The following is a 24,025-nucleotide window of genomic DNA, read 5'->3' as shown; positions in this document are numbered from 1 at the left end:
GAGCTGCTCCAGGAGGCATTCATGACGGCCCACGAGCCCGCTGCCCCCCTGACGGACCGCTCGGAGGAGCGTCCGCGCCCCCTGTCGGTGCGCGATGTCCTCGCCGCCTGCGCCGCGGCCGACGCGGTCTCCACGCCGCCGAAGGCCCCCCGCGCCACCCGCGAGCCCGACGAGAACACGTCGCACACCCCGCACACCGGCCACCACGCCGAGGAGCGCGACGCCGCCTGACGCGCCGACGCGCGCGACACGGCCCCGAATAGCCCGAACGGGGGACGCGGCCGCTGCCACGCCCCCCGAACGCCAGGTCTTTACGTTCGTCGCCCGGCTACGGGACGACGACCACCTTGGTGTTGTTCACCGCGAACTCCCACATCGCCCGCCCGTCCGCGGGCTGCTCGCGGATGCCGCCGGTCTTCTTCGCCGGGTCCGGCTTCGGCGACGAGCCGTCGACGGCGGCGCTGAAGCCGAAGACGATCCCGGTGGCGTCCTTGTGGAAGCGCACCACGTGCTCGATCGGAATGCCGTCCGAGCCGGTGACCTGCGGGGAGCGCGAGGTGACCGTGTACGCGCCGGGCGGCGGGCTGACGGTGCTGGGCGCCACCTCGTACGTCCGGGTGGCCTTGCCGTCCGAGCCGACCAGCCACACGCGCTTCTGCGCGAGCCCGTAGACCACTCGCAGCCCGGTGCCGGAGTTCTCCGGAACGGCGTTCTGCGCCTGGCCCTGGTCCGCCCCGGCGCCGCCGGTCTTGTCCTTGCCGCCCGTGTCCTCGGTCTTGTCCTTGCCGGCCTTGGCCGGGGCGTGCGCGCTCGCGGGGCGGTCCGGAGCGGCCTCCGCCTGGAACGCGAGGAAACCGACCCCGCCCAGCGCCGCCGCCGTGAGCACGGCCACGATCGCCCCCGAGCTGCTGCGTGCCACGGTGCGCACCCTTTCGTCCCGCGTACGGGTCCGTCCGTACCGGCCCGTGCCGGTCGTACCCGCCCGTACTCGTCGTACGTCCTGCTCATACAGCCGCTCGCACGGCTATGCGGCTGACGGTAGCACCCACCCGCGACCCCGCCGCGCCCCCGGCGAAGGCCAATGCGCGCACCGGACGCCCCATGGCGCGCCGTAGGCTTGTCACGTGCTGCTGCTCGCTCTGGATACCGCCACCCCCGCTGTCACCGTCGCCCTCCACGACGGCGAGTCCGTCATCGCCGAGTCGAGCCAGGTCGACGCCCGCCGGCACGGGGAGCTGCTGCTGCCCGCCGTGGACCGGGTGCTGGCCGAGGCGGGGCGCAAGCTGGACGCCGTGACCGGCATCGTCGTGGGCGTCGGCCCCGGCCCCTACACCGGCCTGCGCGTCGGCATCGTCACCGCCGCGACCTTCGCCTCCGTGCTGGAGGTGCCCGTCCACAGCCTGTGCACGCTCGACGGCATCGCCTTCGCCGCCGGGCAGGCGGGCCTCGAGGGCGAATTCGTCGTCGCGACGGACGCCCGCCGCAAGGAGGTCTACTGGGCGCGGTACGCCGACGCCCGCACCCGCGTCACCGAACCCGCCGTGGACCGCCCGGCCGAGCTCGCCGAGCGCGTGGAGGGCCTGACCGCCGTCGGCGCGGGCGCCGCCCTCTACCCCGACTCCTTCACCGACGTACGCGCCGACCTGCCGCAGCACCAGTCTGCGGGCGCGCTCGCCGCCCTGGCGGTCGAGAAGCTGCGCACCGGCGGCGAGTTCCTGCCCCCTCAGCCGCTGTACCTGCGCCGCCCCGACGCCCAGGTGCCGGCCAACTACAAGGTGGTCACACCGCAGTGACCGGGTCAGCCGCGGCGGTCGGCATCCGCGAGATGCGCTGGTGGGACATCGGGCCGGTGCTGGAGCTGGAGAAGGCGCTCTTCCCGCAGGACGCCTGGTCCAAGGGCCTGTTCTGGTCGGAGCTGGCGCACGCGCGCGGCGCGAACGCCAACCGCCGCTACGTCGTCGCGGTCGACCCGGACGGCCGGATCGTCGGCTACGCCGGCCTCGCCGCCATCGACGGCACGGGCGACGTGCAGACCATCGCCGTCGCCCAGGAGCACTGGAGCACCGGCCTGGGCGCCCGGCTGCTCACCGAACTCCTCACGACCGCGACCGCCTTCGAGTGCCGCGAGGTACTGCTCGAGGTGCGCGTCGACAACACCCGCGCCCAGCGCCTGTACGAACGCTTCGGCTTCGAGCCCGTAGGCGTCCGCCGGGGCTACTACCAGCCCGGCAACATCGACGCGCTCGTGATGCGTCTGACCGATCCGAACTTCGCAGTGCAAGGAATGACCCATGGCTCGTAAGGCTGACGAACCCCTCGTCCTCGGCATCGAGACCTCCTGCGACGAGACCGGCGTCGGCATCGTCCGAGGCCACACGCTGCTCGCCGACGCCGTCGCCTCCAGCGTCGACGAGCACGCCCGCTTCGGCGGCGTGGTCCCCGAGGTCGCCAGCCGGGCGCACCTGGAGGCCATGGTCCCGACGATCCAGCGCGCCCTGAAGGACGCCGGGGTCAGCGCGAAGGACCTCGACGGCATCGCCGTCACCGCCGGCCCCGGCCTCGCCGGCGCCCTCCTCGTCGGCGTCTCCGCCGCCAAGGCCTACGCCTACGCCCTGGGCAAGCCGCTCTACGGCGTCAACCACCTCGCCTCGCACATCTGCGTCGACCAGCTCGAGCACGGCGCCCTCCCCGAGCCGACCATGGCCCTGCTGGTCAGCGGCGGCCACTCCTCCCTGCTGCTGGCCCCGGACATCACCGCCGACGTCCGCCCCCTCGGCTCCACCATCGACGACGCGGCCGGCGAGGCCTTCGACAAGATCGCCCGCGTGCTGAACCTCGGCTTCCCCGGCGGCCCGGTCATCGACCGCTACGCCCGCGAGGGCGACCCCGACGCCATCCGCTTCCCGCGCGGCCTCACCGGCCCGCGCGACCCGATATACGACTTCTCCTTCTCCGGCCTCAAGACCGCCGTCGCCCGCTGGATCGAGGCCAAGCGCGCCGCCGGCGAGAACGTCCCCGTCGCGGACGTCGCCGCCTCCTTCCAGGAGGCGGTCGTGGACGTCCTCACGAGGAAGGCCGTCCGCGCCTGCAAGGACCACGGCGTCGACCACCTCATGATCGGCGGCGGCGTCGCGGCGAACACGAGGCTGCGCGCCATGGCCCAGCGCCGCTGCGAGGACGCCGGCATCACGCTGCGCGTCCCGCGCCCCAAGCTCTGCACCGACAACGGCGCGATGGTCGCCGCCCTCGGCGCCGAAATGGTCGCCCGAAACCGCGCGGCCTCCTCCTGGGACCTGTCGGCGGACTCCTCCCTGCCGGTCACGGAGCCGCACGTACCGGGTGCCGACGGGCACGACCATGAGCACGGGCACGGGCACGGGCACGGTCATGAGCACAGCCACGACCACTTCCACGAGCTGAGCAAGGACAACCTGTACTCGTAGACGGCCGTCGGGCGGGCGTTCGCGCGCCTGCCCGATCAGGTGGTCGTATGCCTGTTTGACCTGGGTACGGTGGGCGCACGGAACAGAATCCTGTCCATGGGAGAACCTATGACCGCCGATGTTCCCGAGCGCCCGCTGATCCCGCAGCCGCCGACTACGGTGACCCATTTGCGGCGAGCCGTCGCGAAGATCATGCCTGCCTCGCTGCCCGAATTCGCCAGTCAGCTGGACGACGCGGTGGACGAGGCCGTGGATCCGGCTCAGCAACGAGCGGAATTCGGCCCCCTGTGGCGGTTCACCACGCGCTGGGCCGTCTACGTGTGGATCCAGCGCCAGCCGCGCGTGGCGGCACGGTTCCAGGAGCTCGAGGACCTTGCGGTCACGTTGGACGATCGGGAGCAGATCCGCGCGGCGACATCCGAGCTCGGCCGCATTCTCGACGATGCCCACGAGGCGATCGGGTACGGGCGGCGTTGAGCGATGTCTGGTCCTGGGAGTACGACCCGGACCGCGAGCACGTCGCGGGAGGCGTTCCCGGCGACTTTGTGGCTGAAGTCGAGCGTCTCGTCGCCGAACTCGTCGAGCTGGCGGGCATGGGGGCGGATATCGAGAACGTGGGAATCGGCCCGAAGCGCGGGGGTGGGATGAGGGAGTTGCATGCCTATGGCGGCTACTTCTACTTTCTCCCACTGCGTCGAAAACGATTGATCGTCGTCACGAGAATCACCCCGCCCTTCAAGGACCTCTGACGCGGACGGTGCGTGCGCCCAGGGACACCTGGGCACCGCCGGGTGGCCCCCGCCCGCTCAGCCGCGCGGGCGGACGTGCAGGTCCAGCCCGGTCGTCCCCGCCGCCTCCACGCCCGGCAACAGCCGCATGTCGTGGTCGTAGTCGCTGCCGACGAGCGTGCGGTACGGGACCGGCTCGTCCGTGAACAGCGTGTCGAGCCGCCGCCCGTACGCCCGCTTCGCGGCCTCGAAGCGCTCCTCCGGCAGGTCGTTCGAGCCGTACACCGCGAAGGGTTCGAGCGGTGCCATGCCGGTGAACCAGAACAGGCCGTGCTGCAGAGGGTGGAGGACGTCCTCCAGCCGCCCGTGGATGCCCCGGTCGGAGAACGCCGACTCGCGGGCGCCGGCCGTCACCGATATCAGCGCCCGCCGCCCCGCCAGGGTGCCCTCGCTGTAGGGCGGGGGGACCTTCGGGCCGTAGGCGAACCCGCTGGTGAACACCCGGTCGATCCAGCCCTTCAGGATTGCGGGCGCCGAGAACCACCACATCGGGAACTGCAGGATCACCGCGTCCGACCAGCGCACCTTCTCCTGCTCCTCCGCGATGTCCGGCGACAGCCGCCCCGCCAGCGTGGCGCGCTCCGAGGCGCCCATCACCTGCAGCCGCCGGTCCCCGGTGTGGTCGGGGAAGTCGTCGGCGTCCACCGTCGCCTTCCACTTCATCGCGTGGAGGTCGGACACCCGCACCTCGTGCCCCGCCGCGCGCAGCCTCTCCACCGCGAACGCGGCCAGCGCGGCGTTGAGCGAACGGGGTTCGGGGTGGGCGCTGACGACGAGGATCTTCTTCGGCTGCTGCGGCGTGGTTTCGGTCATGCCGCTACGTTCTCCCGGGCGCGACCGGGCAGCCAGCACCCTGTTCAACGGCGGAACGACAATCCTGGTACTGCGAGGGCCACCCATACTGGAACGCATGAACGGGGTGGACCGCATCGACGGGATCGGCGACAACGGACGGGCGCTCGGCGGCTTTCTGCGCGCCCGCCGGGGCCGTGTCGCACCGGAGCACGTCGGCCTCACCGGCGGCCGTCGCCGACGCGTACGCGGGCTGCGCCGCGAGGAGTTGGCCCAGCTCGCCGGGATCAGTGTGGACTACTACGTGCGCCTCGAACAGGGCCGTGCCACCCAGCCGTCCCCCGAGGTGCTCGATGCGCTCGCCACGGCACTCGGCCTCGACGCGGCGGAACGCGGACACCTCGCCACCCTGGCCTGCGCCGGGCGCGGCCCCGCGCCCCGTGCCCGGGTCAGCCCCCTCCTCCAGCGGCTTCTCGACGCCATGGCCCACTTTCCGGCCTTCGTGACGGACCACCGGCTCGACGTCGTGGCCTGGAACAGCCTGGGCGACGACCTCATGGGCGGCCTCTCCGACCCGGCCCGCCGCGACCGGAACCAGGCCCGGTTCCTCTTCCTCGACCCCGCCTCCCGCGCCGTCTTCCCGGAGTGGGAGGACCGGGCGGTGGAGGCCGTGGGCCAACTACGGGTCGCCGCGGGCCGCTACCCCGACGACGCGGAACTCTCCGCCCTCATCACCGACCTGTCCGCCCGCAGCGACGACTTCCGGCGCATCTGGGCCACCGGCGAGGTCGTGATGTGCGCGGCGGGCCGCAAGCGCGTACGGCACCCGACGGCCGGCCTGCTCACCCTCGACTACGAGACCCTCCACGTCCCGGCGGCGCCCGGCGAGACCGGCCTGGTCGTGCACGTCTTCAGCGCCGAGAGAGGCAGCCGCGAGGCCGCCGCCCTCGCCCGTTCGGGGCGGGAGGATCAGGGCGTTCGGGGCGCGAGCCCGTGATGGCCGCCTCAGGCCGTCGGCTGCAGGAGCAGCAGCGCGATGTCGTCCGCGTGCTGGCCGGTGGGGCAGGCGTGCTGGACGAGGCTGTCGATGACGTGGTGCAGGGGGAGGCCGCTCGCGTCGGCGAGGGCGCGCGCGATGTCCGCGGTGGTCTCGTCGATGTCGGTGCCGGACGTCTCCACGAGCCCGTCGGTGTAGAGGGCGAGGACGGCCCCGGCCGGCACGGACAGCGTGGTCACGGCGTACGGGGCGTCGAAGCCGATGCCCAGCGGTGGACCGGGGTCGACGTCCACGGTGCCGGCCCGGTGTCCCGGCCGGTGCAGGAGCGGGGGCGGGTGACCGGCGCTGGCGAGGGTGATCCGCCGGCTCGCGAGGTCCAGGTGGGCGTAGAGGCAGGTGATGAACCGGCCGGGGTCCATGTCCGTGAGGTCGCGGTTCGTCCGGCCGAGGACCTCGTCGGGGTACGCGCCGGCACCGGACGTGGCGTGGGAGTGGATCACCGTACGGACCTGCCCCATCAGCGCGGCGGCGGTCACGTCGTGGCCCTGCACGTCGCCGATGACGGCGGCGACCGTGGTGTCCGTCAGGCGGACCAGGTCGTAGAAGTCGCCGCCGATGTCGAGGCCGTGGCTGGTCGGGAGGTAGCGGGCGGCGACGTTCAGCCCGGCGACGGTGGGCAGGGCGCGGGGCAGCAGGCGCTTCTGCAGGGCGTGGGCGAGGTTGTGCTTGGCGTCGTAGAGCCGGGCCCGGTCCAGGGCCTGGGCGATGAGGCTCGCCAGGGGGGTGAGGGTGGCGCGTTCGTCGACGGAGAAGTCGTGCGGCCGGCTGTAGGCGAGCACGCAGCAGCCGATGGGGCGCCCCGAGGTGATCAGCGGCAGGAACGCCCATGCCTGCTTGTCGCTGAGCTGTGGAGTGTCGGGGTAGCCGTGGGACAGTTCGGCGCGGTTGGCGAAGAAGGACGGGGCACCGGTGGCCAGGGCGTGCCCGACGGGGGTGGTGTCGGCGTCCATCGGCAGCCCCTCCAGCTGGTCGATCAGCGCCGGGTCGTAGCCGAGGGAGCCGATGGACACCAGCCGGCCGGCTTCGGCCGTTGCCATGATCAGGCCGTCGGCGCCGAAGGTGGGGAGGACCAGCTCCTCGATCAGGTCGACGACGTCCTGCACGCTCACGGTCTCCGTCAGCGCCGCAGCCAGGTGCATCAGCTGGTGGATCCGGCCCGCGGCGGCGGCGGATTCCGCCGCTGCCCCGACCGGACGGCGCTGCGCGGCGTCGGCGGTCCGGCTGGGGGCGATGAGAACGCTGATGCCGCCGGCATCCGGGTAGAGACGGATGTCGAGCCACCGGCCCGGCGGGCGCTCAGCGGTGCAGGCCACCGGCTCACCGCTGAACCAAGCGGCGCGGTACGTCTCCATGCACGCACCGGTCCCCAGCCACGGCACGGCCTCCCACAGCACCCGGCCCAGCAACTGCTCGTGCGTACGGCCCAGCAGGTCGACGGCCGTGTTGCTGACGAACGTGACGCGTCCCGTGCGGTCCATGGCCAGGACGCCCTCCGGCAGGCGCTCGACCAGGTCGGCCGCCGCGAGGGCGGGCTGCACCGGCTCCGCGGCGGCCAGGTGCACGGGGACGACACGCGGGCGGTCCGGGATCTCCGGACGGTCGCCGGCCTCGTCCAGAACGCGGGCGATGCGCCGGGCGCTGAAGAGGATCTGACCGCGCTCCCGCCGGGTGATCCGCGACGACCGGCCGACGTGCCACGACAGCGAGAGCGCCCCCCAGCAGCGGTGTACGCCCCTGAGCGGAGTACACGCCATCGTCGTCCGATGGGGGAAGGTCGCCGCACCGCGCGGATACTGGCGCGCCATGTCCTCCTGGGAGCCCACCCACACCAGACGGTCCTCGCGCACGGCCTGCGGCGCCGGGCTCTGGCGACTGACAGCCAGACGCCACCACGGCTCGGTGACCTCGGCGGGCCCACCACACATCACCGCCGTGACCAGCGTCTGCTCCTCCTGGTCCAGCAGATAGACGCTGCCGCCCGAGGCGCCTGTGCGGTGCACGGCCCTGACCAGGGCCTCATCCAGAAGACCGGCCGCGTCCGGCTGCTTGCCGCGACCGGACATACCTGAACGATATGCCGGACGGGCGGTCGCGGCACATCGGGCCCCACCTGGGTCAGGGCGCCGTGAGGGGGTGACGTTGCCGATCCCCGGCGCCGGGGCGCTCATGCGTGGCTACTTTGAGTGGTAGCGATGGGAAGGGGTGGCCCATGGGAGAAGCGGACTCTCAGCCGCCGATCGGGTGGCGGTACTGCGGAGACCAGCTGAAGCGGTGGCGGGAGCGGTCCGGGGTCTCGCGGGAAACGCTCGCCAAGGAGGCCGGATACGGCTACGAGGCCATCAAGTCGATGGAGCAGGGGCGGCGGCGGCCGAGTTTGCGGGTGCTGCAGGTCGCGGATCAGATGTGCGGGGCGGGTGGGTTGCTCGAGGCGGCGCATCCATATCTGACTCCGGAGGGCCCCCGGCCTGCGGCGCAGGACTTCTTCCGGTACGAGGCCGAGGCGATCGCGATCAGTTCGAGTGAGCCGATGCTCATTCCCGGCCTGCTGCAGACGGAGGAAACCGCACGGGCGCTGTTCGGCAGGTGCTGGCCGCCGGTGGATGACGAGACGATCGAGGAGCGGGTCTCCGTCAGGTTGGGGCGTCATCGCGTGCTGGACACGCAGTCGACAGCGTTCTCCTTCGTCATCGGCGAGATGCCTTTGTGCCGCCCACTTGCCGATGTCGCGACCCATAAGGGGCAGTTGCGTCACCTGCTGGAAGTTGCGGTACGGCGCAATGTGAACATCCAAGTCATGCCGATCGGTGCACTACAGGTGGAGCTCAACGGTTCAGTCGTCATGATGGAGCTGCCCGGCCAGGAGCGGATTGCCTACCAGGAGGGCGGCTTCGCGGGTGTACTGGTAACCGACCCTGAAAGGGTCGGTCTCATTGCGCATGGGCTCTCGCTGATCCACCAAGTTGCCCTCAGCCCGGTTGAGTCCACGCGTTTCATCGCGGCCCTGTTGGAGAAGCTGTGAACGGCACGTTGGCATGGTTCAAATCCAGCTACAGCAACATGACGGGTGACAACTGCGTCGAGGTGTTGCGCTCCGGGCCCCGGGAGGTGCGGGTCCGGGACTCGAAGCGAATAACCGGACCGGAACTGACCGTCCCGACGCCGTCCTGGACGGCGTTCGTCGCGGCGCTCGGCGGGGCCGGGGCTTGAGCTCCGGGCTCCGAGCCCTTTCTGTAAGGAATGGGTGGTCGGGTCTGAACCCACCCACCCTCCCCAATGGCGCGTATACCACGCGGAGTTCACTTTGTGTGATCCGGTTGCGACGCACGGTCGCAACCCTCTAGCGTCCGGAACAGCAAACGACCCCGGCAGGTGCTAGCAACACCAGGCCGGGGTCTGACCATCAAGATCGAAAAGGACTCGATCTCATGGCTGACGCCAACCCTAGCGCCGCCGTGCGCTCCCCGCACGCCTTCCCGATGGCCAAGCCCGGCTACGGCAAGAAGAGCGCGCCGGGCCAAGCCCCGCGTACCGCCACCGACTTCGCGCACCTGCCGCCCCGTGAGGCGCAGATCGCCGCGTTCGTCGACCGCCTGCCCGAGGGCGCGGCCATGGACGCCAAAACCCTCGCCGCCCAGCTCCCCGCCTACGGCCAGGCCGCGTGCCGCACGGCGCTGCGGCGCCTGTCGGAGGCCGGGCACCTGCGACGGGTGAAGGAGCACCTCAAGGGTGACGACGGGGCGTATCACTGGGTGACGCGCACGTACTTCTCGCGCACCGCGCGGGACGACGCCTGGTGGACCGCCGTCCTCACGGGCAACACACCCCGGCCGGAGGCCCCACCCGCACCGCGCTCACGCGCGTACGCCCTCCTGGCCACCCTCGGCCGCACGGACCCCCGCATGACGCTGTCGCACGCCGACTGCGTCGCCCTCGAACCGCTGGCAGCGCCATGGCTGGAACGAGGCGCCACCGAAGCCGAAGTCGTCCGCGCGCTCACGGCCGGGCTGCCGCCGGAAGTGCATCGCGCCGCCGCGCTCGCCCGCCGTCGACTCGTCGACAAGTTGCCGCCCGAGCCGCAGCCGGCGGCAGCCACACGCCTCCTGCTCGTCGAGTGCACCGTCTGTGCCACCCCCGGCCGCCCCGAAGCACTCCCCGGCGGCCTCTGCCGGGACTGCCGGGGCGAACCACACACGGCCGCCCTGGCGGCGCCCCTCTCGCCCGAGGAGGTCCACGCCAGGGCGGCCCTCCTCCGGTACATCAACCGCGAACCCGAAAGGAATCACGCATGACCGCTGTGCATGACGCGCCACCCGATGTCGGGGCACGATGGGGGCAAGGAGGCGACACCATGACCCCCAGCACCGCTGATCAGCCCCTGCTCCTCGCCGAAGAGTTCGAAGAGCTGGCCCGCATGGCGCCCGAGACCGTGCGCCTGGAGTTCATCAACGGAAAGATCGAGGTCAAGCCGGTGCCGGACGGGGATCACGACGAGATCATCATGTGGCTCCGGGATATCTGCACGGAACGATTCCCGAACCTGCGTCTATACGGTGAGAGGGGCTTGAAGGTCGAGAGCTACCGGAAGGGACGTGCCCGCCCCGATGGACTTCTCGCGCCTCACCGGCACTTCTCCGGGCACGGCGAGTGGTCCGACCCCGACGGCCTCCTGATGGTCGTCGAGGTCACCTCGCACGACACCGACACGAACCGGCGCGACCGCATCGAGAAGCGCGACGGTTACGCGGCGGCGGACATCCCCGTCTACCTCCTGATCGACCGCGAGCATGGCACCGTCACCGTGTACTCGGAGCCGAAGGACGGGACGTACCAGAGCCTGACGGCGCGTCCGTACGGCACGCCGATCGAGCTCCCCGCCCCGGTGGGGTTCACGCTGGAGACCGAGGAGCTCAAGGCTTTCGCTCAATAGGCAACGGAGGCGTTCCATGACCACACCGCGGGACTTGTTGATCACCGTCATGGACGAGGTGCCCGGCGACCCCGCCGAGCGAGGCGAGGTGTCGCTGGGGCTGGCAGGTGCCGAGCTGATCGACCTGCTGGCCGCCGGGGCCGTCACGCTGGGCGGCGATGAGGGCGATCGGATCGTGCCCGGCGGGCCGACGGGCATGGACGACCGCCTGCTGGACCAGGCGAGGGCGTCGCTCGTTGCGGAGGCGCCGTACGAGTCGGTCGGCGACTGGCTGTGGCGCAGGGGACGGGACCTGGCCTCGGCCTATCTGGCCGCCCTTGAGGCGGACGGGCTCGTGACGCGTCAGCGCCGCGGCTGGATGTCCTTCAGGCCCGGCCAACCCGTGCTGGCCGATTCGCTCGAGCACCGCCTGGCGGGGGACCACCGGCGGTCGAACGAGCCCGTCCTCGCCGCTCTCGTCACGGCCGTCGGGATCCGCGACGAGGAGGACGACGGGGACGCCCCGGGCGTGGCCGACGACGCGGTGGACACCGTGCTCGCCGCCGTCAACGACGCAGCGCTGGAACTGGAGGCCCTGCGGCAGCGGCGGGAGATCGAGCAGTCGGCCTTCGACAACATCTGGCGGGGCGAGTGACCCCTGGGGCGTGTCCGCCCTAGCCCTTCGCCACCGCCTGCCCCAGCAGCATCGTCGGCGCGCCGGCGACCCGCGTCAGCACGACGACGCAGGAGTTCGGCCCGTCGAGCTTGAGCTTCTTGCGCAGGTCCTCCGGCTCGACGGCCGAGCCGCGCTTCTTGATGACGGCCACGCCGATCCGGCGCTCGCGCACGATCGCCTTCAGCCGCTTCAGATTGAACGGCAGTACGTCCGTGATCTCGTACGCCGCCGCGTAGGCCGTCTCGCGCAGCTCGTCCGACGTCACGTACGCGATGGTCTCGTCGATCAGGCCGCCGTCGCCGAGCTGCGCCGCGACGTCCGCGACCAGGTGCGCGCGGATGACGGCGCCGTCCGGCTCGTAGAGGTAGCGCCCCACCGGCCGTACGGCCGGATCCGGCAGCCCCTGCCCCACCAGTGACGCGCCGCCCGGCAGCAGGGTCGCCCGCCGGGCGCCCGGTTCCGTGCCGAACCACAGCACGGCTTCCTTCACGTCGCCGCCGTCCGAAATCCATTCCGCTTCCGCGTCGTCCGGGATCGCCTCGTGCGGCACGCCCGGGGCGATCTTCAGGGCGGCGCGGGGGGCCGTACGGGCGGCCTCGATGGCCCAGGACAGGGGCGGCGAGTACGCCTCGGGGTCGAAGATGCGGCCGCGGCCGCCGCGCCTCGCCGGGTCGACGAAGACGGCGTCGTACGTCGACGTGTCGACCTCCGCGACATCGGCGCAGCGCACCTCGATGAGGTCGGACAGGCCCAGGGCCTCGGCGTTGGCGCGGGCGACCTCGCAGGTCAGGGGGTCGCGGTCGACGGCCAGTACGGAGATGCCGGCGCGGGCGAGGGCGATCGCGTCGCCGCCGTTGCCGCAGCACAGGTCGGCGAGGCGGCGCACGCCCAACGCCTGGAAGCGCTGGGCGCGGTGGAGCGCGACGGAGGCGCGCGTGGCCTGTTCCACGCCGTGGGGCGTGAAGAACATGCGGTACGCGTCCTCCGCGCCGAACTTCGCAACCGCGCGCTGCCTCAGCCGCGCCTGGCCGAGCGCCGCCGAGACCAGCTCGGCGGGGTGCTCGCGGCGCAGCCGGGTGGCCGTGGCGAGCTCCTGGGAGGGGTCGTAGTCGCGCAGGCCGTCGAGGAGGGCGCGCCCCTCGGCCGTCAGGAGGGCGGTGAAGGCGGCGGTGGCGTCGGCGGCGGGGTTCGGCGCGGGGTTCGGTGCGGGCACGTGGCTCATTCTCCCTTGCGGGCCACGACCGCACGTCGCGACCGCACGCCGCAACCGCCCGCCACCGCAGGCCCGGCCCCCCGCGCGCGGATCGAACGTATGCACAAGAATCGTTCGGGTGAGCCTGTCTGTTTCCGGCCGTCGTGGCCGACGCCCCGCCGCCGTCCTCGCCTGTGCCGCCCTGCTGCTGACCGGAGTCCTGTCCGGGTGCTCCGGATCGTCGTCCTCCGGCTCCTCGGGGCCGTCCGGCCGCGCGGGGGCGTCGCGGCCGGCGGGGACGCCCGCGCCGTCCGCCACGCCCGACGACGCGTACCGCCGCTGGGGACTGGACAAGCCCCTCGCCGCCCCGCCGGCCCCGCCCGCGAAGAAGCCCGTGGCGACCGCAGGCCCCGGCGGCACCCCTCCGATCGTGCGGCGCATACCGACCAACGACAAGGTCGTCTTCATCACCATCGACGACGGGGCCGAGAAGGACCCGGAGTTCGTGAAGATGGCGCAGGACCTGAAGCTGCCCTTCTCGATGTTCCTCACCGACGACATCGCCCGCGCGGGCAGCGGTTACGGCTACTTCGACCGGCTGCGCGCCCTCGGCAACGGCGTCCACAACCACACCCTCAGTCACCCCAACCTGCGCACGCTGTCGGCGGATGCGCAGCGGCGCGAGATATGCGGGCAGCAGGACGCCCTGGAGAAGCGGTTCGGCACCCGGCCCGCGCTCTTCCGGCCGCCCTACGGCAACTACAACGACGCCACTCTGACCGCGGCCGGCGGTTGCGGGGTGCGGGCGGTCGTGCTGTGGGAGGTCACGATGCAGATCAACGACATGCGCTACCAGGACGGGGACAAGCTGCGGCCCGGCGACATCGTGCTGGCCCACTTCCGCGGGCCGGGGGAGCTCAAGGGCACCTCGATGACCAAGATGGTCACCAACATGCTGCGCAGCATCCAGCGGCAGGGATACACGGTGGCCCGGCTCGAGGACTACCTCTAGGGCCGCGAGGGGGAGTGCGGTGATCCCGGGCTGGGTAGAGCACCCCTCGGCCACGCCGACGCCGCCCCCAGCCACCGAAACCAGGGGCTCGCCGCACGGCGAATTGGCACTCCGCTTGACCGAGTGCTAACCGCGTCATAGTCTCGGCACCGTTGGCACTCTCCACTGGTGAGTGCCAAACACAGCGACGGGCAGATCCGGCACCCGCGACGACGGATCTACCAGGTCGCCACCTCAGACAATTGACCCCGTGAGATCTCCGAAGGGGGAGGTCGGATCGTGACGACCGCCAGCTCCAAGGTTGCCATCAAGCCGCTTGAGGACCGCATTGTGGTCCAGCCGCTCGACGCCGAGCAGACCACGGCCTCCGGCCTGGTCATTCCGGACACCGCCAAGGAGAAGCCCCAGGAGGGCGTCGTCCTGGCCGTGGGCCCGGGCCGCTTCGAGGACGGCAACCGCCTTCCGCTCGACGTCCAGGTCGGTGACGTCGTGCTGTACAGCAAGTACGGCGGCACCGAGGTGAAGTACAACGGCGAGGAGTACCTCGTCCTCTCGGCCCGCGACGTTCTCGCGATCGTCGAGAAGTAGTTCACTCGAAGCTGTTCGAGCTCTCGAAGAGGCTTTCGAAGCTTTTGATCTGTGCCCCTGGTTCCCGTGCCTGCTAGCCGGGCGCCGGGGGCGCAGTTCGTTTGAGATTACGGCGAAGGATACGTAACCCATGGCCAAGACCCTGAAGTTCGACGAGGACGCCCGTCGCGCCCTTGAGCGCGGCGTCAACAAGCTCGCCGACACCGTGAAGGTGACGATCGGCCCCAAGGGCCGCAACGTCGTCATCGACAAGAAGTTCGGCGCCCCCACCATCACCAACGACGGCGTCACCATCGCCCGTGAGGTCGAGCTCGACGACGCGTACGAGAACCTCGGCGCCCAGCTCGTCAAGGAGGTGGCGACCAAGACCAACGACATCGCGGGTGACGGCACCACCACCGCGACCGTCCTGGCCCAGGCGCTGGTCCGCGAGGGTCTGCGCAACGTCGCCGCCGGCGCCTCCCCGGCCTCCCTGAAGAAGGGCATCGACGCCGCCGTCAAGGCCGTCTCCGAGGAGCTGCTGGCGACCGCCCGCCCGATCGAGGACAAGTCCGACATCGCCGCCGTGGCCGCGCTCTCCGCGCAGGACCAGCAGGTCGGCGAGCTCATCGCCGAGGCGATGGACAAGGTCGGCAAGGACGGTGTCATCACCGTCGAGGAGTCCAACACCTTCGGCCTGGAGCTCGACTTCACCGAGGGCATGGCCTTCGACAAGGGTTACCTCTCGCCGTACATGGTCACCGACCAGGAGCGTATGGAGGCCGTCCTCGACGACCCGTACATCCTGATCCACCAGGGCAAGATCTCGTCCATCCAGGACCTGCTCCCCCTGCTCGAGAAGATCATCCAGGGCGGTGCCTCCAAGCCGCTGCTGATCATCGCCGAGGACGTCGAGGGCGAGGCCCTCTCCACCCTCGTCGTCAACAAGATCCGTGGCACCTTCAACGCCGTGGCCGTCAAGGCCCCCGGCTTCGGCGACCGCCGCAAGGCGATGCTGGGCGACATGGCCACCCTCACCGGTGCCACCGTCATCGCCGAGGAGGTCGGCCTCAAGCTCGACCAGGCCGGTCTGGACGTGCTGGGCTCCGCCCGCCGCGTGACCATCACCAAGGACGACACCACGATCGTCGACGGTGGCGGCAACCACGCCGACGTCGAGGGCCGCGTCGCCCAGATCAAGGCCGAGATCGAGACCACGGACTCGGACTGGGACCGCGAGAAGCTCCAGGAGCGCCTCGCCAAGCTCGCCGGTGGCGTCTGCGTCATCCGCGTGGGTGCGGCCACCGAGGTCGAGCTCAAGGAGAAGAAGCACCGTCTGGAGGACGCCATCTCCGCGACCCGCGCCGCGGTCGAGGAGGGCATCGTCTCCGGTGGTGGCTCCGCTCTCGTCCACGCCGTCAAGGTGCTGGACGGCGGCCTGGGCAAGGAGGGTGACGAGGCCACCGGTGTCGCCGTCGTCCGCCGCGCCGCCGTCGAGCCGCTGCGCTGGATCGCCGAGAACGCCGGCCTCGAGGGCTACGTCATCACCTCCAAGGTGGCGGAGCTCGAGAAGGGCCAGGGCTTCAACGCCGCGACCGGCGAGTACGGCGACCTGGTGAAGGCCGGCGTCATCGACCCGGTCAAGGTCACCCGTTCCGCGCTGGAGAACGCCGCGTCCATCGCCTCCCTGCTGCTCACGACCGAGACCCTGGTCGTCGAGAAGAAGGAAGAGGAGCCCGCCGACGCCGGTCACGGCCACGGTCACGGCCACGCGCACTGACGCACGCCTTCCGTAACGGCCCGGCCCGGTCTCCCCGCGAGGGAGGCCGGGCCGGGCCGTTTCTCTGTGAGTTCAGAGTTTTCGTGAGCTCAGGGTTTTCTACGAGCTCACGGCACCCAGCCGACGCAGCAGCCCCAGCATGTCGTAGACCCACCAGCTCTCCGCGATCTTCCCGTCGACGAAGCGGTGGATCGTCACCCCGTCCATGGTGACCGTCTGCCCCGTCGGCTGCAGGCCCATGAAGTCGCCCTGGTGGCTGCCCCGCCACGTCCAGTGGGTGGTGACCTCGTCGCCCTCGGCCAGCTGACGGTGCAGGGTGAAGCCGAAGTCGAAGGCGTCCCGCCAGCCCGCCACGTCCTGCTTCATGGCCTCGCACCCGACCACGGCCTGCTCCGCCTTGCCGATGTCGTGGTCGACGTGGTCGGCGGTGAGGAGCTCGTCGAGGAGGTCCAGGTTGCCGCCGACGGCCACGTCGTCGTAGAAGCGCCGTGCGGTCGCCTTGTTCAGCTGCTCGTCGCGCACCACGTCGAGGTCGGTGAAGGTCGGCATCCCGTCGCAGAGCGAGACCATCTCCTCGAAGATCCGGTTGGTCTCGGGGAGGTTCGAGTTCTCCATCGCCTTGGCGTAGGAGGGGAACTCGATGATCTCCACGAAGTGCTCGCTGTCGGTGTGGTCGCGGCCGACGATGGAGTGGGTGGCGGTGCGCTTGCCCTCGGTGGCGGCGACCCAGTCGTCCATGAGCCGGTTCATGTCGTCGTACCGACGCGTCTTGCAGTCGATTACCTGTACGAAAGTCATGGCGCCTCCCGGGTGATATATCCAGGTTAGTCCTGGATCGGCACACCCGAGAGGCCCGCTGTTCCGTCAGTTCGGCTCCGGCTGTCCGGCTCGCCGGTTCGCTTCCGTCAGTTCGGCCCGTACCTGCGCCCGGTCGTGGCCCCCGCCCGCGAGACCGCCCGGCGCGGGGCCAGCTTCATCAGGCCGGCCAGCGCCTTGTAGCGCGGGTCCGGAATGGACAGCGACTTGCCGCGCGCCAGGTCCTTCAGCGCGGCCTCCACCAGCTTGTCCGCGTCCAGCCACATCCAGCCCGGGACGTTGTCCACGCCCATGCCGGCCCGCTGGTGGAACTCCGTCCGTACGAAACCGGGGCACAGCGCCATCAGCCGCACCCCGCTCCCCGCCAGGTCCCGCGCGGCACCCTGGGTGAACTGCACCACCCACGCCTTGCTCGCCCCGTACGTCCCGCGCGGCACGAACGCGGCCACCGACGCCACGTTGACGACTCCGCCGCGCCTGCGCTCGCGCATGCCCTTGGCCGCGGCCGACGTCAGCCGCAGGACCGCCTCGCAGTGCACCTTGAGCATGGTCAGCTCGTCGGCCATCGAGACCTCGAGGTAGCGGCCCTTGTTACCGAAGCCGGCATTGTTGACCAGCAGGTCCACCGGGTTCTTGCGGTCCGAGAGCCGGGCCTCGACGGCCGCGATGCCCTCCTCCTCCGACAGGTCCGCGCGGAGCACCTCCACCTCCACCTGGTGGCGGTCGTGGAGTTCGGTCGCCTGTTCGTTCAGCCGCTTCTCGTCGCGCGCCACGAGCACCAGGTTGTGCCCGTCGGCCGCCAGACGCCGGGCGAAGGCCGCGCCGATGCCCGCCGTCGCCCCCGTGATCAGTGCAGTCGTCATACAGGAACGTTAGTGCTCGGCGTGACCCCGTGAAGCCCTTCCCGTCCCTCTCGCCGCCCCTGGGGGCCCTACGCGCCGGGCTCCTGACGTGCCGTACCCGCCTCCTGGCGCTCCACATAGGTCAGCGCCTTCCGCCGCACCTCCGGATCGAGCGCGTCACCGGCGGCCAGGACGGCGGGCAGCAGCGCACGTTCGGTCGTCATGGCGCGGAAGACGACGGAGACGGACACCTCGTGGCCGGGCCGGTGGACGACCGTGACGGGGTCGCCCGCCCGGATCTCGCCGGGCGTGACGACGCGCAGGTACGCGCCCGGCGCCGCCTGCTGGGTGAACCGCCGGATCCAGCCGGCCTCTCCCAGCCAGTCCGCGAACGTACGGCAGGGAATGCGCGGCGAGGCCACCTCCAGCACCAGATCCGTACCTATGCGCCAACGCTCCCCGATCCGCGCGCCGTTGACGTCGAGCCCGCCGGTGGTCAGGTTCTCGCCGAAGGAACCGTCCGGCAGCCGCCGGCCCAGCTCGCGCTCCCAGCCGTCGAGGTCCTCGCGCGCGAACGCGTACACCGCCTGGTGGTCCCCGCCGTGATGGCGCAGGTTCACCACCGTGTCGCCGGCGAGGCCGCTGCCCGCGACGCCCTTGGGGCCGGGCGCGGCCACGGCGACCGGGCCGGTCACCGGGCGCTTGTCGATGCCGGTGCGCAGGCCGTCCGCGAAGGCGCCGCCGGGGCCGGAGCGGTCGTCGGAGGTGCGGTCGCGGCCGGTGTTCACGGAGATCAGGTGCATGGGGAAAGGGTAGGCGGGAGGCTCTCCCCGCCGGCGGGTAACCGTCCTCAAAGTCACTGGCCGGTATTTCCTGATCGGCCCCAAGGTGGGCTTATGCTCGAGGCATGATCGAGGCTCGTCATCTAAGGGTGCTGCGCGCGGTGGCCGGCACCGGCTCCTTCTCGGCCGCGGCCCGCGAGCTGGGCTGCACACAGCCCGCCGTGAGCCAGCAGATGAAGGCCCTGGAGCAGTCCACGGGCACGCCCCTGCTGATCCGTACGGGCCGGGAGATGCGGCTGACGGAGGCGGGCGCGGCCCTGGTGCGGCACGCCGCCGGGATCCTGGCGGGGCTGACCGCCGCCGAGGAGGAGATCGCGGCGATCGCCGGGCTGCGGGCCGGGCGGGTGCGGCTGGTCTCCTTCCCCAGCGGCAGTTCGACGCTGGTGCCGACCGCGCTCGCGGACATGCGCGCGGCGCACCCGGGCACCCAGGTGTCGCTGGTGGAGGCGGAGCCGCCGCGTTCGGTGGAGATGCTGCGCGAGGGCGACTGCGAGATCGCCCTGGCCTTCCGCTACCCCGACGTGCGCGGCGCCGATCCGGCCGCCGGCGCCGAGTGGGACGACCTGGTCGTACGGCCGCTGCTGACCGATCGCCTCATCGGCGTGGTCCCCGAGGGGCACCGGCTCGCCGGGGCGGAGCGGATCGCGATAGCGGAGCTGGAGAAGGAGCCGTGGATCGCGGGCTGCCCGCGCTGCCGGCGGCATCTGGTCGAGGTGTGCGAGTCCGCGGGGTTCACGCCGCGCATCGACTTCGCGACGGACGACTACCCGGCGGTCTTCGGTCTCGTCGGCGCCGGCCTCGGCGTGGCGGTGATGCCCGAGCTGGCGCTGGAGTCGGTGCGGCCCAAGGGGGCGCGGATCGTGCCGGTGGAGCCGGTGGTGCAGCGCGAGATCGTGGCGCTCACGCTGCCGGACCTGGCCCGGGTGCCGGCGGTCGGCGCGATGCTGGACCGGCTGGCGGCCGCGGCGAGCCGGTGAGCCGGTGAGGCTGTCCGGACCGTGCGAGGCGGCCTTGCCCGCGCGAGCTGCCCGGCCCGCGCGAGGCCGGCGGGCCGGCGCGGTGAGCGCCCGGTCCGGAGCCTGCGGGTGAGCGGGGAGCCGCTCGACTACTGAAACGTTTTTTCGTGGAGCCCGGCGTGGCGGCGGGAGCTCAGGCGGTCATCGCGCCGGCGCCGGCGCCGCTCGCCGTGATGGAGCGGTGCCGTGCGCGCCCCATGAGCTCCTCGCGCTCGTCCTCGGTGAGGCCGCCCCACACGCCGTAGGGCTCCCTCACCGCCAGCGCGTGCGCCGCGCACTCGGCGCGTACCGGGCAGCGCATGCACACCTCCTTCGCCGAGGTCTCCCGAGCGCTGCGGGCGGCACCGCGCTCGCCCTCGGGATGGAAGAAGAGCGAGCTGTCGACCCCTCGGCACGCCGCCAGGAGCTGCCAGTCCCACAGGTCGGCGTTGGGACCGGGAAGGCGGGAGAAATCTGCCATTGCTTATCCCCTCGAAGCGATCGTCGCAGCGATTGGTGCTGTGACCTTGACGGGTGACCTGGTCGAAGCGATCTCATGCAGTGCCCATGCCGTTCATCCGCTATGTGAGCAGATGAAAATATGACTCATTGCGAATCTAGCCATAGACAGCAGCAAATGGGAAGAAAAACAGGCCCGAGTGGGCAAATGGGGCATAGCTTGGTCCACGGGCCGGGCGCCCCCCGTGCGCCCTGCTCCGTGTCCGCGCCCTCACGTAGAGTGCCGAACACGACCGACCGAGACCGTAACTCTTTCGGGTGACCGTCGTTGAGAGTGCGGAGACGGTTGACGCGTGAAGCAGTCGGGCGGGTGGCAGGTGCCCGGGCGTCGTCAACCGCACAGGTGACGATCAGTACCAGCCTCTGGAGGCTCAAGGTGACGCGCATCAGCTGCGGAGGGCGGCCATGACATCCGTCCTCGTCTGCGACGACTCCCCGCTTGCCCGAGAAGCGCTCAGGCGCGCGGTGGCGACCGTGCCCGGCGTCGAGCGCGTGACGACGGCGGCCAACGGCGAGGAAGTCCTCCGCCGCTGGGGCGCCGATCGTTCGGACCTCATTCTGATGGACGTACGCATGCCCGGACTGGGCGGTGTGGAGACCGTGCGCCGGCTGCTCTCCGCCGACCCCGGCGCCCGGATCATCATGCTCACGGTGGCCGAGGACCTGGACGGCGTCGCGCTCGCGGTCGCCGCCGGGGCGCGCGGCTACCTCCACAAGGACGCCTCGCGCGCCGAGCTGCGCGCCACGGTGACCCAGGCCCTCGCCGACCCGACCTGGCGGCTCGCCCCGCGCCGGCTGCGCTCGGCGGAGATGGGCGCGGCGCCCACGCTCACCGCGCGTGAGATCCAGGTGCTGGAGGGCATGAGCCACGGGCGCTCCAACGCCGAGATCGGCCGGGAGCTGTTCCTCTCGGAGGACACCGTCAAGACCCACGCCCGGCGACTGTTCAAGAAGCTGGGCGCCTCGGACCGGGCCCACGCGGTGGCGCTCGGATTCCGCTGGGGTCTGGTCCGCTAGGGCGGGACGTGGCGCGTGGCGCCGTGCGGTCGCGGTACGCGTCACTCGGACAGGTGGTGCGCACCGCGGCCTCATGTCGCCGCTCACGGCCCCGTCGGCCCCGGTCCCCCTGGTCGCGGGTCCGCGATCACGCCGGTCGAGGGTGCGCGCTCAGGCGTGCGATCACCCGGTGACGGGCGTCCGACTCCGAAACCCCGAGGGATGCCGCATCCTTGGAGTGTGACTCCTCCCCGGCGGAGGCCGAGGTTTCTCACTCGGCCGGAAGAGACCTCATGACGGACAGGCCCTGCCCGATGCCACGCGGCACGGGCTCAAGCTATCGGTGGAGTCGTGGGCGCGGGGCGGGTATACCCGGAAGGGGGCGACGCGAGACGTGAGTGCGAGGACACCGACGCGTAACGGTTCGACGTACAACGATGAAGGCGATGCCGTGGATCGCTTGACGTCAAGGCACCATGGACCGATGCGTGACGACGAGACCCCGGAGCCCCCCGTGGCTGCCGGACCGGGGGAGATCGGCGCCCTCGTCAGCCGCGCGGTCGAGGGGGACCGGCGGGCCACCCACGATCTGCTCGCCCTGGTGCACCCGCTCGCCCTGCGCTACTGCCGCACCCGGCTGTCGCGGCTGCCGGGCGACGCCCGGCACTTCGTGGACGACCTCGCCCAGGAGGTCTGCCTCGCGGTGCTGTGCGCCCTGCCGCGCTACCGCGACACCGGGCGCCCCTTCGAGGCCTTCGTCGTGGCCATCGCCGCGCACAAGGTCGCCGACCTGCAGCGCGCCGCCATGCGCCACCCCGGCAGCACGGCCGTGCCCTCCGACGAGATGCCCGAGCAGCCCGACGACTCGCTGGGGCCGGAGGAGCGGGCGCTGCTCAGCAGCGACGCCGAGTGGGCCAAGAAACTGCTCGCCAACCTGCCGGAGAACCAGCGCGAGCTGGTCCTGCTGCGGGTCGCGGTCGGGCTGACGGCGGAGGAGACCGGACAGATGCTGGGCATGTCGCCCGGTGCCGTGCGGGTGGCCCAGCACCGGGCGCTCAGCAGGCTGCGCGCGCTCGCCGAGCAGTGAACGCGTGCGAATTCGTAGGAATCTCTAAGTGATGCGGGACTCAGTCATCGTGGAATGGGACACGCGTGGCGGCCGTTAGCATGGGAGTCCTCGCTGGGGCAAGACCATTTGGGAAGGTGTCATGACTGACAACGTCGACGGAATGCCCGGAAAATTCGCGATGCTCGGTCTGACATACGACGACGTCCTGCTGCTGCCGGGCGCCTCCGAGGTCCTGCCGAACGGCGTGGACACCTCCTCCCGGGTTTCGCGGAACGTACGAGTCAACATCCCGCTGCTGTCCGCCGCCATGGACAAGGTCACCGAGGCGCGCATGGCCATCGCCATGGCCCGTCAGGGTGGCGCGGGCGTGCTGCACCGCAACCTCTCCATCGAGGACCAGGCCAACCAGGTCGACCTCGTCAAGCGCTCCGAGTCCGGCATGGTCTCGGACCCGATCACGGTCCGCCCGGACGCCACGCTGGCCGAGGCGGACGCCCTGTGCGCCAAGTTCCGCATCAGCGGCGTGCCGGTCACCGACCCGGCGGGCAAGCTGCTGGGCATCGTCACCAACCGCGACATGGCCTTCGAGGTGGACCGCAGCCGCGCCGTCCGCGAGATCATGACCCCGATGCCGCTGGTCACGGGCAAGGTCGGCATCTCCGGCGAGGACGCCATGGAGCTGCTGCGCCGCCACAAGATCGAGAAGCTGCCGCTGGTGGACGACGCCGGCGTGCTCAAGGGCCTCATCACGGTCAAGGACTTCGTCAAGGCCGAGAAGTACCCCAACGCCGCCAAGGACGCCGAGGGCCGCCTGGTCGTCGGTGCCGCGGTGGGCGTCGGCCCCGAGGCCTTCGAGCGCGCCCAGGCGCTCGTCGAGGCCGGTGCCGACTTCCTGGTCGTCGACAGCGCCCACGGCCACAGCCGCGGCATCCTCGACATGATCGCCAAGGTCAAGTCCAACATCAACGTCGACGTGGTCGGCGGCAACGTCGCCACCCGCGACGGCGCCCAGGCCCTGATCGACGCCGGCGTGGACGGCGTCAAGGTCGGCGTCGGCCCGGGCTCGATCTGCACCACCCGCGTCGTCGCCGGCATCGGTGTCCCGCAGGTCACCGCCATCTACGAGGCAGCCCAGGCCTGCCACGCCGCCGGCGTCCCGCTGATCGGCGACGGCGGCCTGCAGTACTCGGGCGACATCGCCAAGGCGATCGCCGCCGGCGCCGACACGGTGATGCTCGGCTCGCTGCTCGCGGGCTGCGAGGAGTCGCCGGGCGAGATGGTCTTCATCAACGGCAAGCAGTTCAAGTCGTACCGCGGCATGGGCTCCCTGGGCGCCATGCAGTCCCGCGGCCAGGCGCGCTCCTTCTCCAAGGACCGCTACTTCCAGGACAACGTCCTCTCCGAGGACAAGCTGGTCCCCGAGGGCATCGAGGGCCAGGTTCCCTACCGCGGCCCGCTCTCCTCGGTGGCCCACCAGCTCATCGGCGGCCTGCGCGCCTCCATGGGCTACGTCGGCTCGGCGGACATCCAGGAGCTCAAGGACAAGGGCCGCTTCGTGCGGATCACGTCCGCGGGCCTCAAGGAGAGCCACCCGCACGACATCCAGATGACGGTTGAAGCCCCGAACTACTCCCGCCGGTAGTAGTAGGAGCTTCGCACAGCGCCCCCGGAGCCCGCAGCCGCCAGGCCGCGGGCTCCGCCGCGTCGGGGATACTGGTATGCGGCAGACGGAG

The 24,025-nt window shown here is 71.4% G+C and carries 27 protein-coding genes; 19 read left to right on the top strand and 8 right to left on the bottom strand.

The genetic code is table 11. The annotated features are described in order from the left end of the window. Positions 1-21 precede the first annotated feature (21 nt). Positions 22-231, top strand: coding sequence for a hypothetical protein (locus J1792_RS03910; protein WP_086567987.1), 210 nt, complete (start codon positions 22-24; stop codon positions 229-231). A gap of 97 nt (positions 232-328) precedes the next feature. Here J1792_RS03910 and J1792_RS03905 read toward each other — a convergent pair whose 3' ends face one another. Further along, the gene (locus tag J1792_RS03905; RefSeq protein ID WP_086567998.1) at positions 329-919 is read right to left on the bottom strand and encodes a hypothetical protein; all 591 of its coding nucleotides are present in this window, start codon (positions 917-919) and stop codon (positions 329-331) included. Between the two features lie 205 nt (positions 920-1,124). Between J1792_RS03905 and tsaB the strand changes: the two genes are divergently transcribed. From tsaB to J1792_RS03880, 5 genes are all read left to right on the top strand, one after another. Next, positions 1,125-1,793 (top strand): tRNA (adenosine(37)-N6)-threonylcarbamoyltransferase complex dimerization subunit type 1 TsaB, encoded by a 669-nt coding sequence (gene tsaB, locus J1792_RS03900; protein ID WP_086567988.1) that lies wholly within the window; start codon positions 1,125-1,127, stop codon positions 1,791-1,793. 32 nt (positions 1,794-1,825) lie between these two features. Then, the gene (rimI, locus tag J1792_RS03895) at positions 1,826-2,302 is read left to right on the top strand and encodes a ribosomal protein S18-alanine N-acetyltransferase (RefSeq protein ID WP_086568000.1); all 477 of its coding nucleotides are present in this window, start codon (positions 1,826-1,828) and stop codon (positions 2,300-2,302) included. Beyond that, entirely contained in the window at positions 2,292-3,443 is a 1,152-nt protein-coding gene (tsaD, locus tag J1792_RS03890) for a tRNA (adenosine(37)-N6)-threonylcarbamoyltransferase complex transferase subunit TsaD (RefSeq protein ID WP_207246677.1), read from the top strand. Before rimI ends, tsaD begins: the two co-directional genes overlap by 11 nt. A 108-nt stretch (positions 3,444-3,551) precedes the next feature. Then, positions 3,552-3,920 (top strand): hypothetical protein, encoded by a 369-nt coding sequence (locus tag J1792_RS03885; RefSeq protein WP_086567992.1) that lies wholly within the window; start codon positions 3,552-3,554, stop codon positions 3,918-3,920. Beyond that, a complete protein-coding gene (locus tag J1792_RS03880; protein WP_086567993.1) occupies positions 3,917-4,192 on the top strand; it encodes a hypothetical protein in 276 nt (91 codons plus the stop codon). Before J1792_RS03885 ends, J1792_RS03880 begins: the two co-directional genes overlap by 4 nt. Before the next feature lie 57 nt (positions 4,193-4,249). Here the strand turns inward: J1792_RS03880 and J1792_RS03875 are convergent, their stop codons facing one another. Further along, positions 4,250-5,044, bottom strand: a complete 795-nt coding sequence (locus J1792_RS03875) for an NAD(P)H-dependent oxidoreductase (protein WP_207246676.1) — start codon at positions 5,042-5,044, stop codon at positions 4,250-4,252. A 97-nt stretch (positions 5,045-5,141) separates the two neighbouring features. Between J1792_RS03875 and J1792_RS03870 the strand changes: the two genes are divergently transcribed. Continuing rightward, complete coding sequence (locus J1792_RS03870) at positions 5,142-6,020, top strand: helix-turn-helix domain-containing protein (RefSeq protein ID WP_207246675.1); 879 nt, start codon at positions 5,142-5,144, stop codon at positions 6,018-6,020. A gap of 8 nt (positions 6,021-6,028) precedes the next feature. Here the strand turns inward: J1792_RS03870 and J1792_RS03865 are convergent, their stop codons facing one another. Beyond that, entirely contained in the window at positions 6,029-8,143 is a 2,115-nt protein-coding gene (locus tag J1792_RS03865; protein ID WP_207246674.1) for a SpoIIE family protein phosphatase, read from the bottom strand. Between the two features lie 146 nt (positions 8,144-8,289). On the opposite strand from J1792_RS03865, the gene J1792_RS03860 reads away from it, so the two are divergent. The 5 genes from J1792_RS03860 (at position 8,290) to J1792_RS03840 (ending at position 11,641) form a co-directional block, all read left to right on the top strand. After that, the gene (locus J1792_RS03860) at positions 8,290-9,099 is read left to right on the top strand and encodes a helix-turn-helix domain-containing protein (RefSeq protein ID WP_086567997.1); all 810 of its coding nucleotides are present in this window, start codon (positions 8,290-8,292) and stop codon (positions 9,097-9,099) included. Then, positions 9,096-9,287, top strand: a complete 192-nt coding sequence (locus J1792_RS03855) for a DUF397 domain-containing protein (protein ID WP_207246673.1) — start codon at positions 9,096-9,098, stop codon at positions 9,285-9,287. Before J1792_RS03860 ends, J1792_RS03855 begins: the two co-directional genes overlap by 4 nt. A gap of 218 nt (positions 9,288-9,505) precedes the next feature. Further along, on the top strand, positions 9,506-10,369 hold the full coding sequence (locus J1792_RS03850; protein ID WP_207246672.1) for a hypothetical protein: 864 nt from the start codon (positions 9,506-9,508) through the stop codon (positions 10,367-10,369). A 59-nt stretch (positions 10,370-10,428) separates the two neighbouring features. Continuing rightward, positions 10,429-11,007 (top strand): Uma2 family endonuclease, encoded by a 579-nt coding sequence (locus J1792_RS03845; RefSeq protein WP_086567098.1) that lies wholly within the window; start codon positions 10,429-10,431, stop codon positions 11,005-11,007. Between the two features lie 16 nt (positions 11,008-11,023). Continuing rightward, positions 11,024-11,641, top strand: coding sequence for a GOLPH3/VPS74 family protein (locus tag J1792_RS03840; RefSeq protein ID WP_086567100.1), 618 nt, complete (start codon positions 11,024-11,026; stop codon positions 11,639-11,641). A gap of 19 nt (positions 11,642-11,660) precedes the next feature. On the opposite strand, the gene J1792_RS03835 is transcribed toward J1792_RS03840, so the two are convergent. Further along, on the bottom strand, positions 11,661-12,884 hold the full coding sequence (locus J1792_RS03835) for a THUMP-like domain-containing protein (protein WP_207246671.1): 1,224 nt from the start codon (positions 12,882-12,884) through the stop codon (positions 11,661-11,663). A 109-nt stretch (positions 12,885-12,993) separates the two neighbouring features. Between J1792_RS03835 and J1792_RS03830 the strand changes: the two genes are divergently transcribed. The 3 genes from J1792_RS03830 (at position 12,994) to groL (ending at position 16,213) form a co-directional block, all read left to right on the top strand. Further along, positions 12,994-13,866: a polysaccharide deacetylase family protein gene (locus J1792_RS03830; RefSeq protein ID WP_307842896.1), complete on the top strand. Its 873-nt coding sequence runs from the start codon at positions 12,994-12,996 to the stop codon at positions 13,864-13,866. Positions 13,867-14,145: 279 nt separating this feature from the next. Beyond that, positions 14,146-14,454: a co-chaperone GroES gene (gene groES, locus J1792_RS03825; protein ID WP_086567103.1), complete on the top strand. Its 309-nt coding sequence runs from the start codon at positions 14,146-14,148 to the stop codon at positions 14,452-14,454. 130 nt (positions 14,455-14,584) lie between these two features. Next, positions 14,585-16,213, top strand: coding sequence for a chaperonin GroEL (groL, locus tag J1792_RS03820; RefSeq protein ID WP_086567105.1), 1,629 nt, complete (start codon positions 14,585-14,587; stop codon positions 16,211-16,213). A gap of 99 nt (positions 16,214-16,312) precedes the next feature. Here groL and J1792_RS03815 read toward each other — a convergent pair whose 3' ends face one another. From J1792_RS03815 to J1792_RS03805, 3 genes are all read right to left on the bottom strand, one after another. Then, positions 16,313-17,011, bottom strand: coding sequence for an ester cyclase (locus J1792_RS03815; protein WP_086567107.1), 699 nt, complete (start codon positions 17,009-17,011; stop codon positions 16,313-16,315). A 107-nt stretch (positions 17,012-17,118) separates the two neighbouring features. After that, on the bottom strand, positions 17,119-17,892 hold the full coding sequence (locus J1792_RS03810; RefSeq protein WP_086567108.1) for an SDR family NAD(P)-dependent oxidoreductase: 774 nt from the start codon (positions 17,890-17,892) through the stop codon (positions 17,119-17,121). Between the two features lie 68 nt (positions 17,893-17,960). Further along, complete coding sequence (locus J1792_RS03805) at positions 17,961-18,674, bottom strand: MOSC domain-containing protein (protein ID WP_207246670.1); 714 nt, start codon at positions 18,672-18,674, stop codon at positions 17,961-17,963. A gap of 104 nt (positions 18,675-18,778) precedes the next feature. Here J1792_RS03805 and J1792_RS03800 point away from each other — a divergent pair, with 104 nt between their 5' ends. Continuing rightward, a complete protein-coding gene (locus J1792_RS03800) occupies positions 18,779-19,690 on the top strand; it encodes a LysR family transcriptional regulator (protein ID WP_086567111.1) in 912 nt (303 codons plus the stop codon). 172 nt (positions 19,691-19,862) lie between these two features. On the opposite strand, the gene J1792_RS03795 is transcribed toward J1792_RS03800, so the two are convergent. Further along, positions 19,863-20,189 (bottom strand): WhiB family transcriptional regulator, encoded by a 327-nt coding sequence (locus J1792_RS03795; protein ID WP_099199465.1) that lies wholly within the window; start codon positions 20,187-20,189, stop codon positions 19,863-19,865. A gap of 443 nt (positions 20,190-20,632) precedes the next feature. On the opposite strand from J1792_RS03795, the gene J1792_RS03790 reads away from it, so the two are divergent. From J1792_RS03790 to guaB, 3 genes are all read left to right on the top strand, one after another. Further along, positions 20,633-21,244 carry a response regulator transcription factor gene (locus J1792_RS03790; RefSeq protein WP_003948568.1) on the top strand — a complete coding sequence of 204 codons (612 nt, stop codon included), beginning with the start codon at positions 20,633-20,635 and terminating at the stop codon, positions 21,242-21,244. Between the two features lie 463 nt (positions 21,245-21,707). Further along, the gene (locus J1792_RS03785) at positions 21,708-22,310 is read left to right on the top strand and encodes a sigma-70 family RNA polymerase sigma factor (protein ID WP_086567115.1); all 603 of its coding nucleotides are present in this window, start codon (positions 21,708-21,710) and stop codon (positions 22,308-22,310) included. 121 nt (positions 22,311-22,431) lie between these two features. After that, positions 22,432-23,934, top strand: coding sequence for an IMP dehydrogenase (guaB, locus tag J1792_RS03780; protein WP_086567117.1), 1,503 nt, complete (start codon positions 22,432-22,434; stop codon positions 23,932-23,934). The last annotated feature ends 91 nt before the right edge of the window (positions 23,935-24,025 follow it).

It is taken from the genome of Streptomyces triculaminicus, from assembly GCF_017349075.1.
Lineage (GTDB): Bacteria > Actinomycetota > Actinomycetes > Streptomycetales > Streptomycetaceae > Streptomyces > Streptomyces triculaminicus.
The sequence above is the reverse complement of the archived record's forward strand: the minus strand, read 5'-3'. Positions and strand labels throughout refer to the sequence as shown.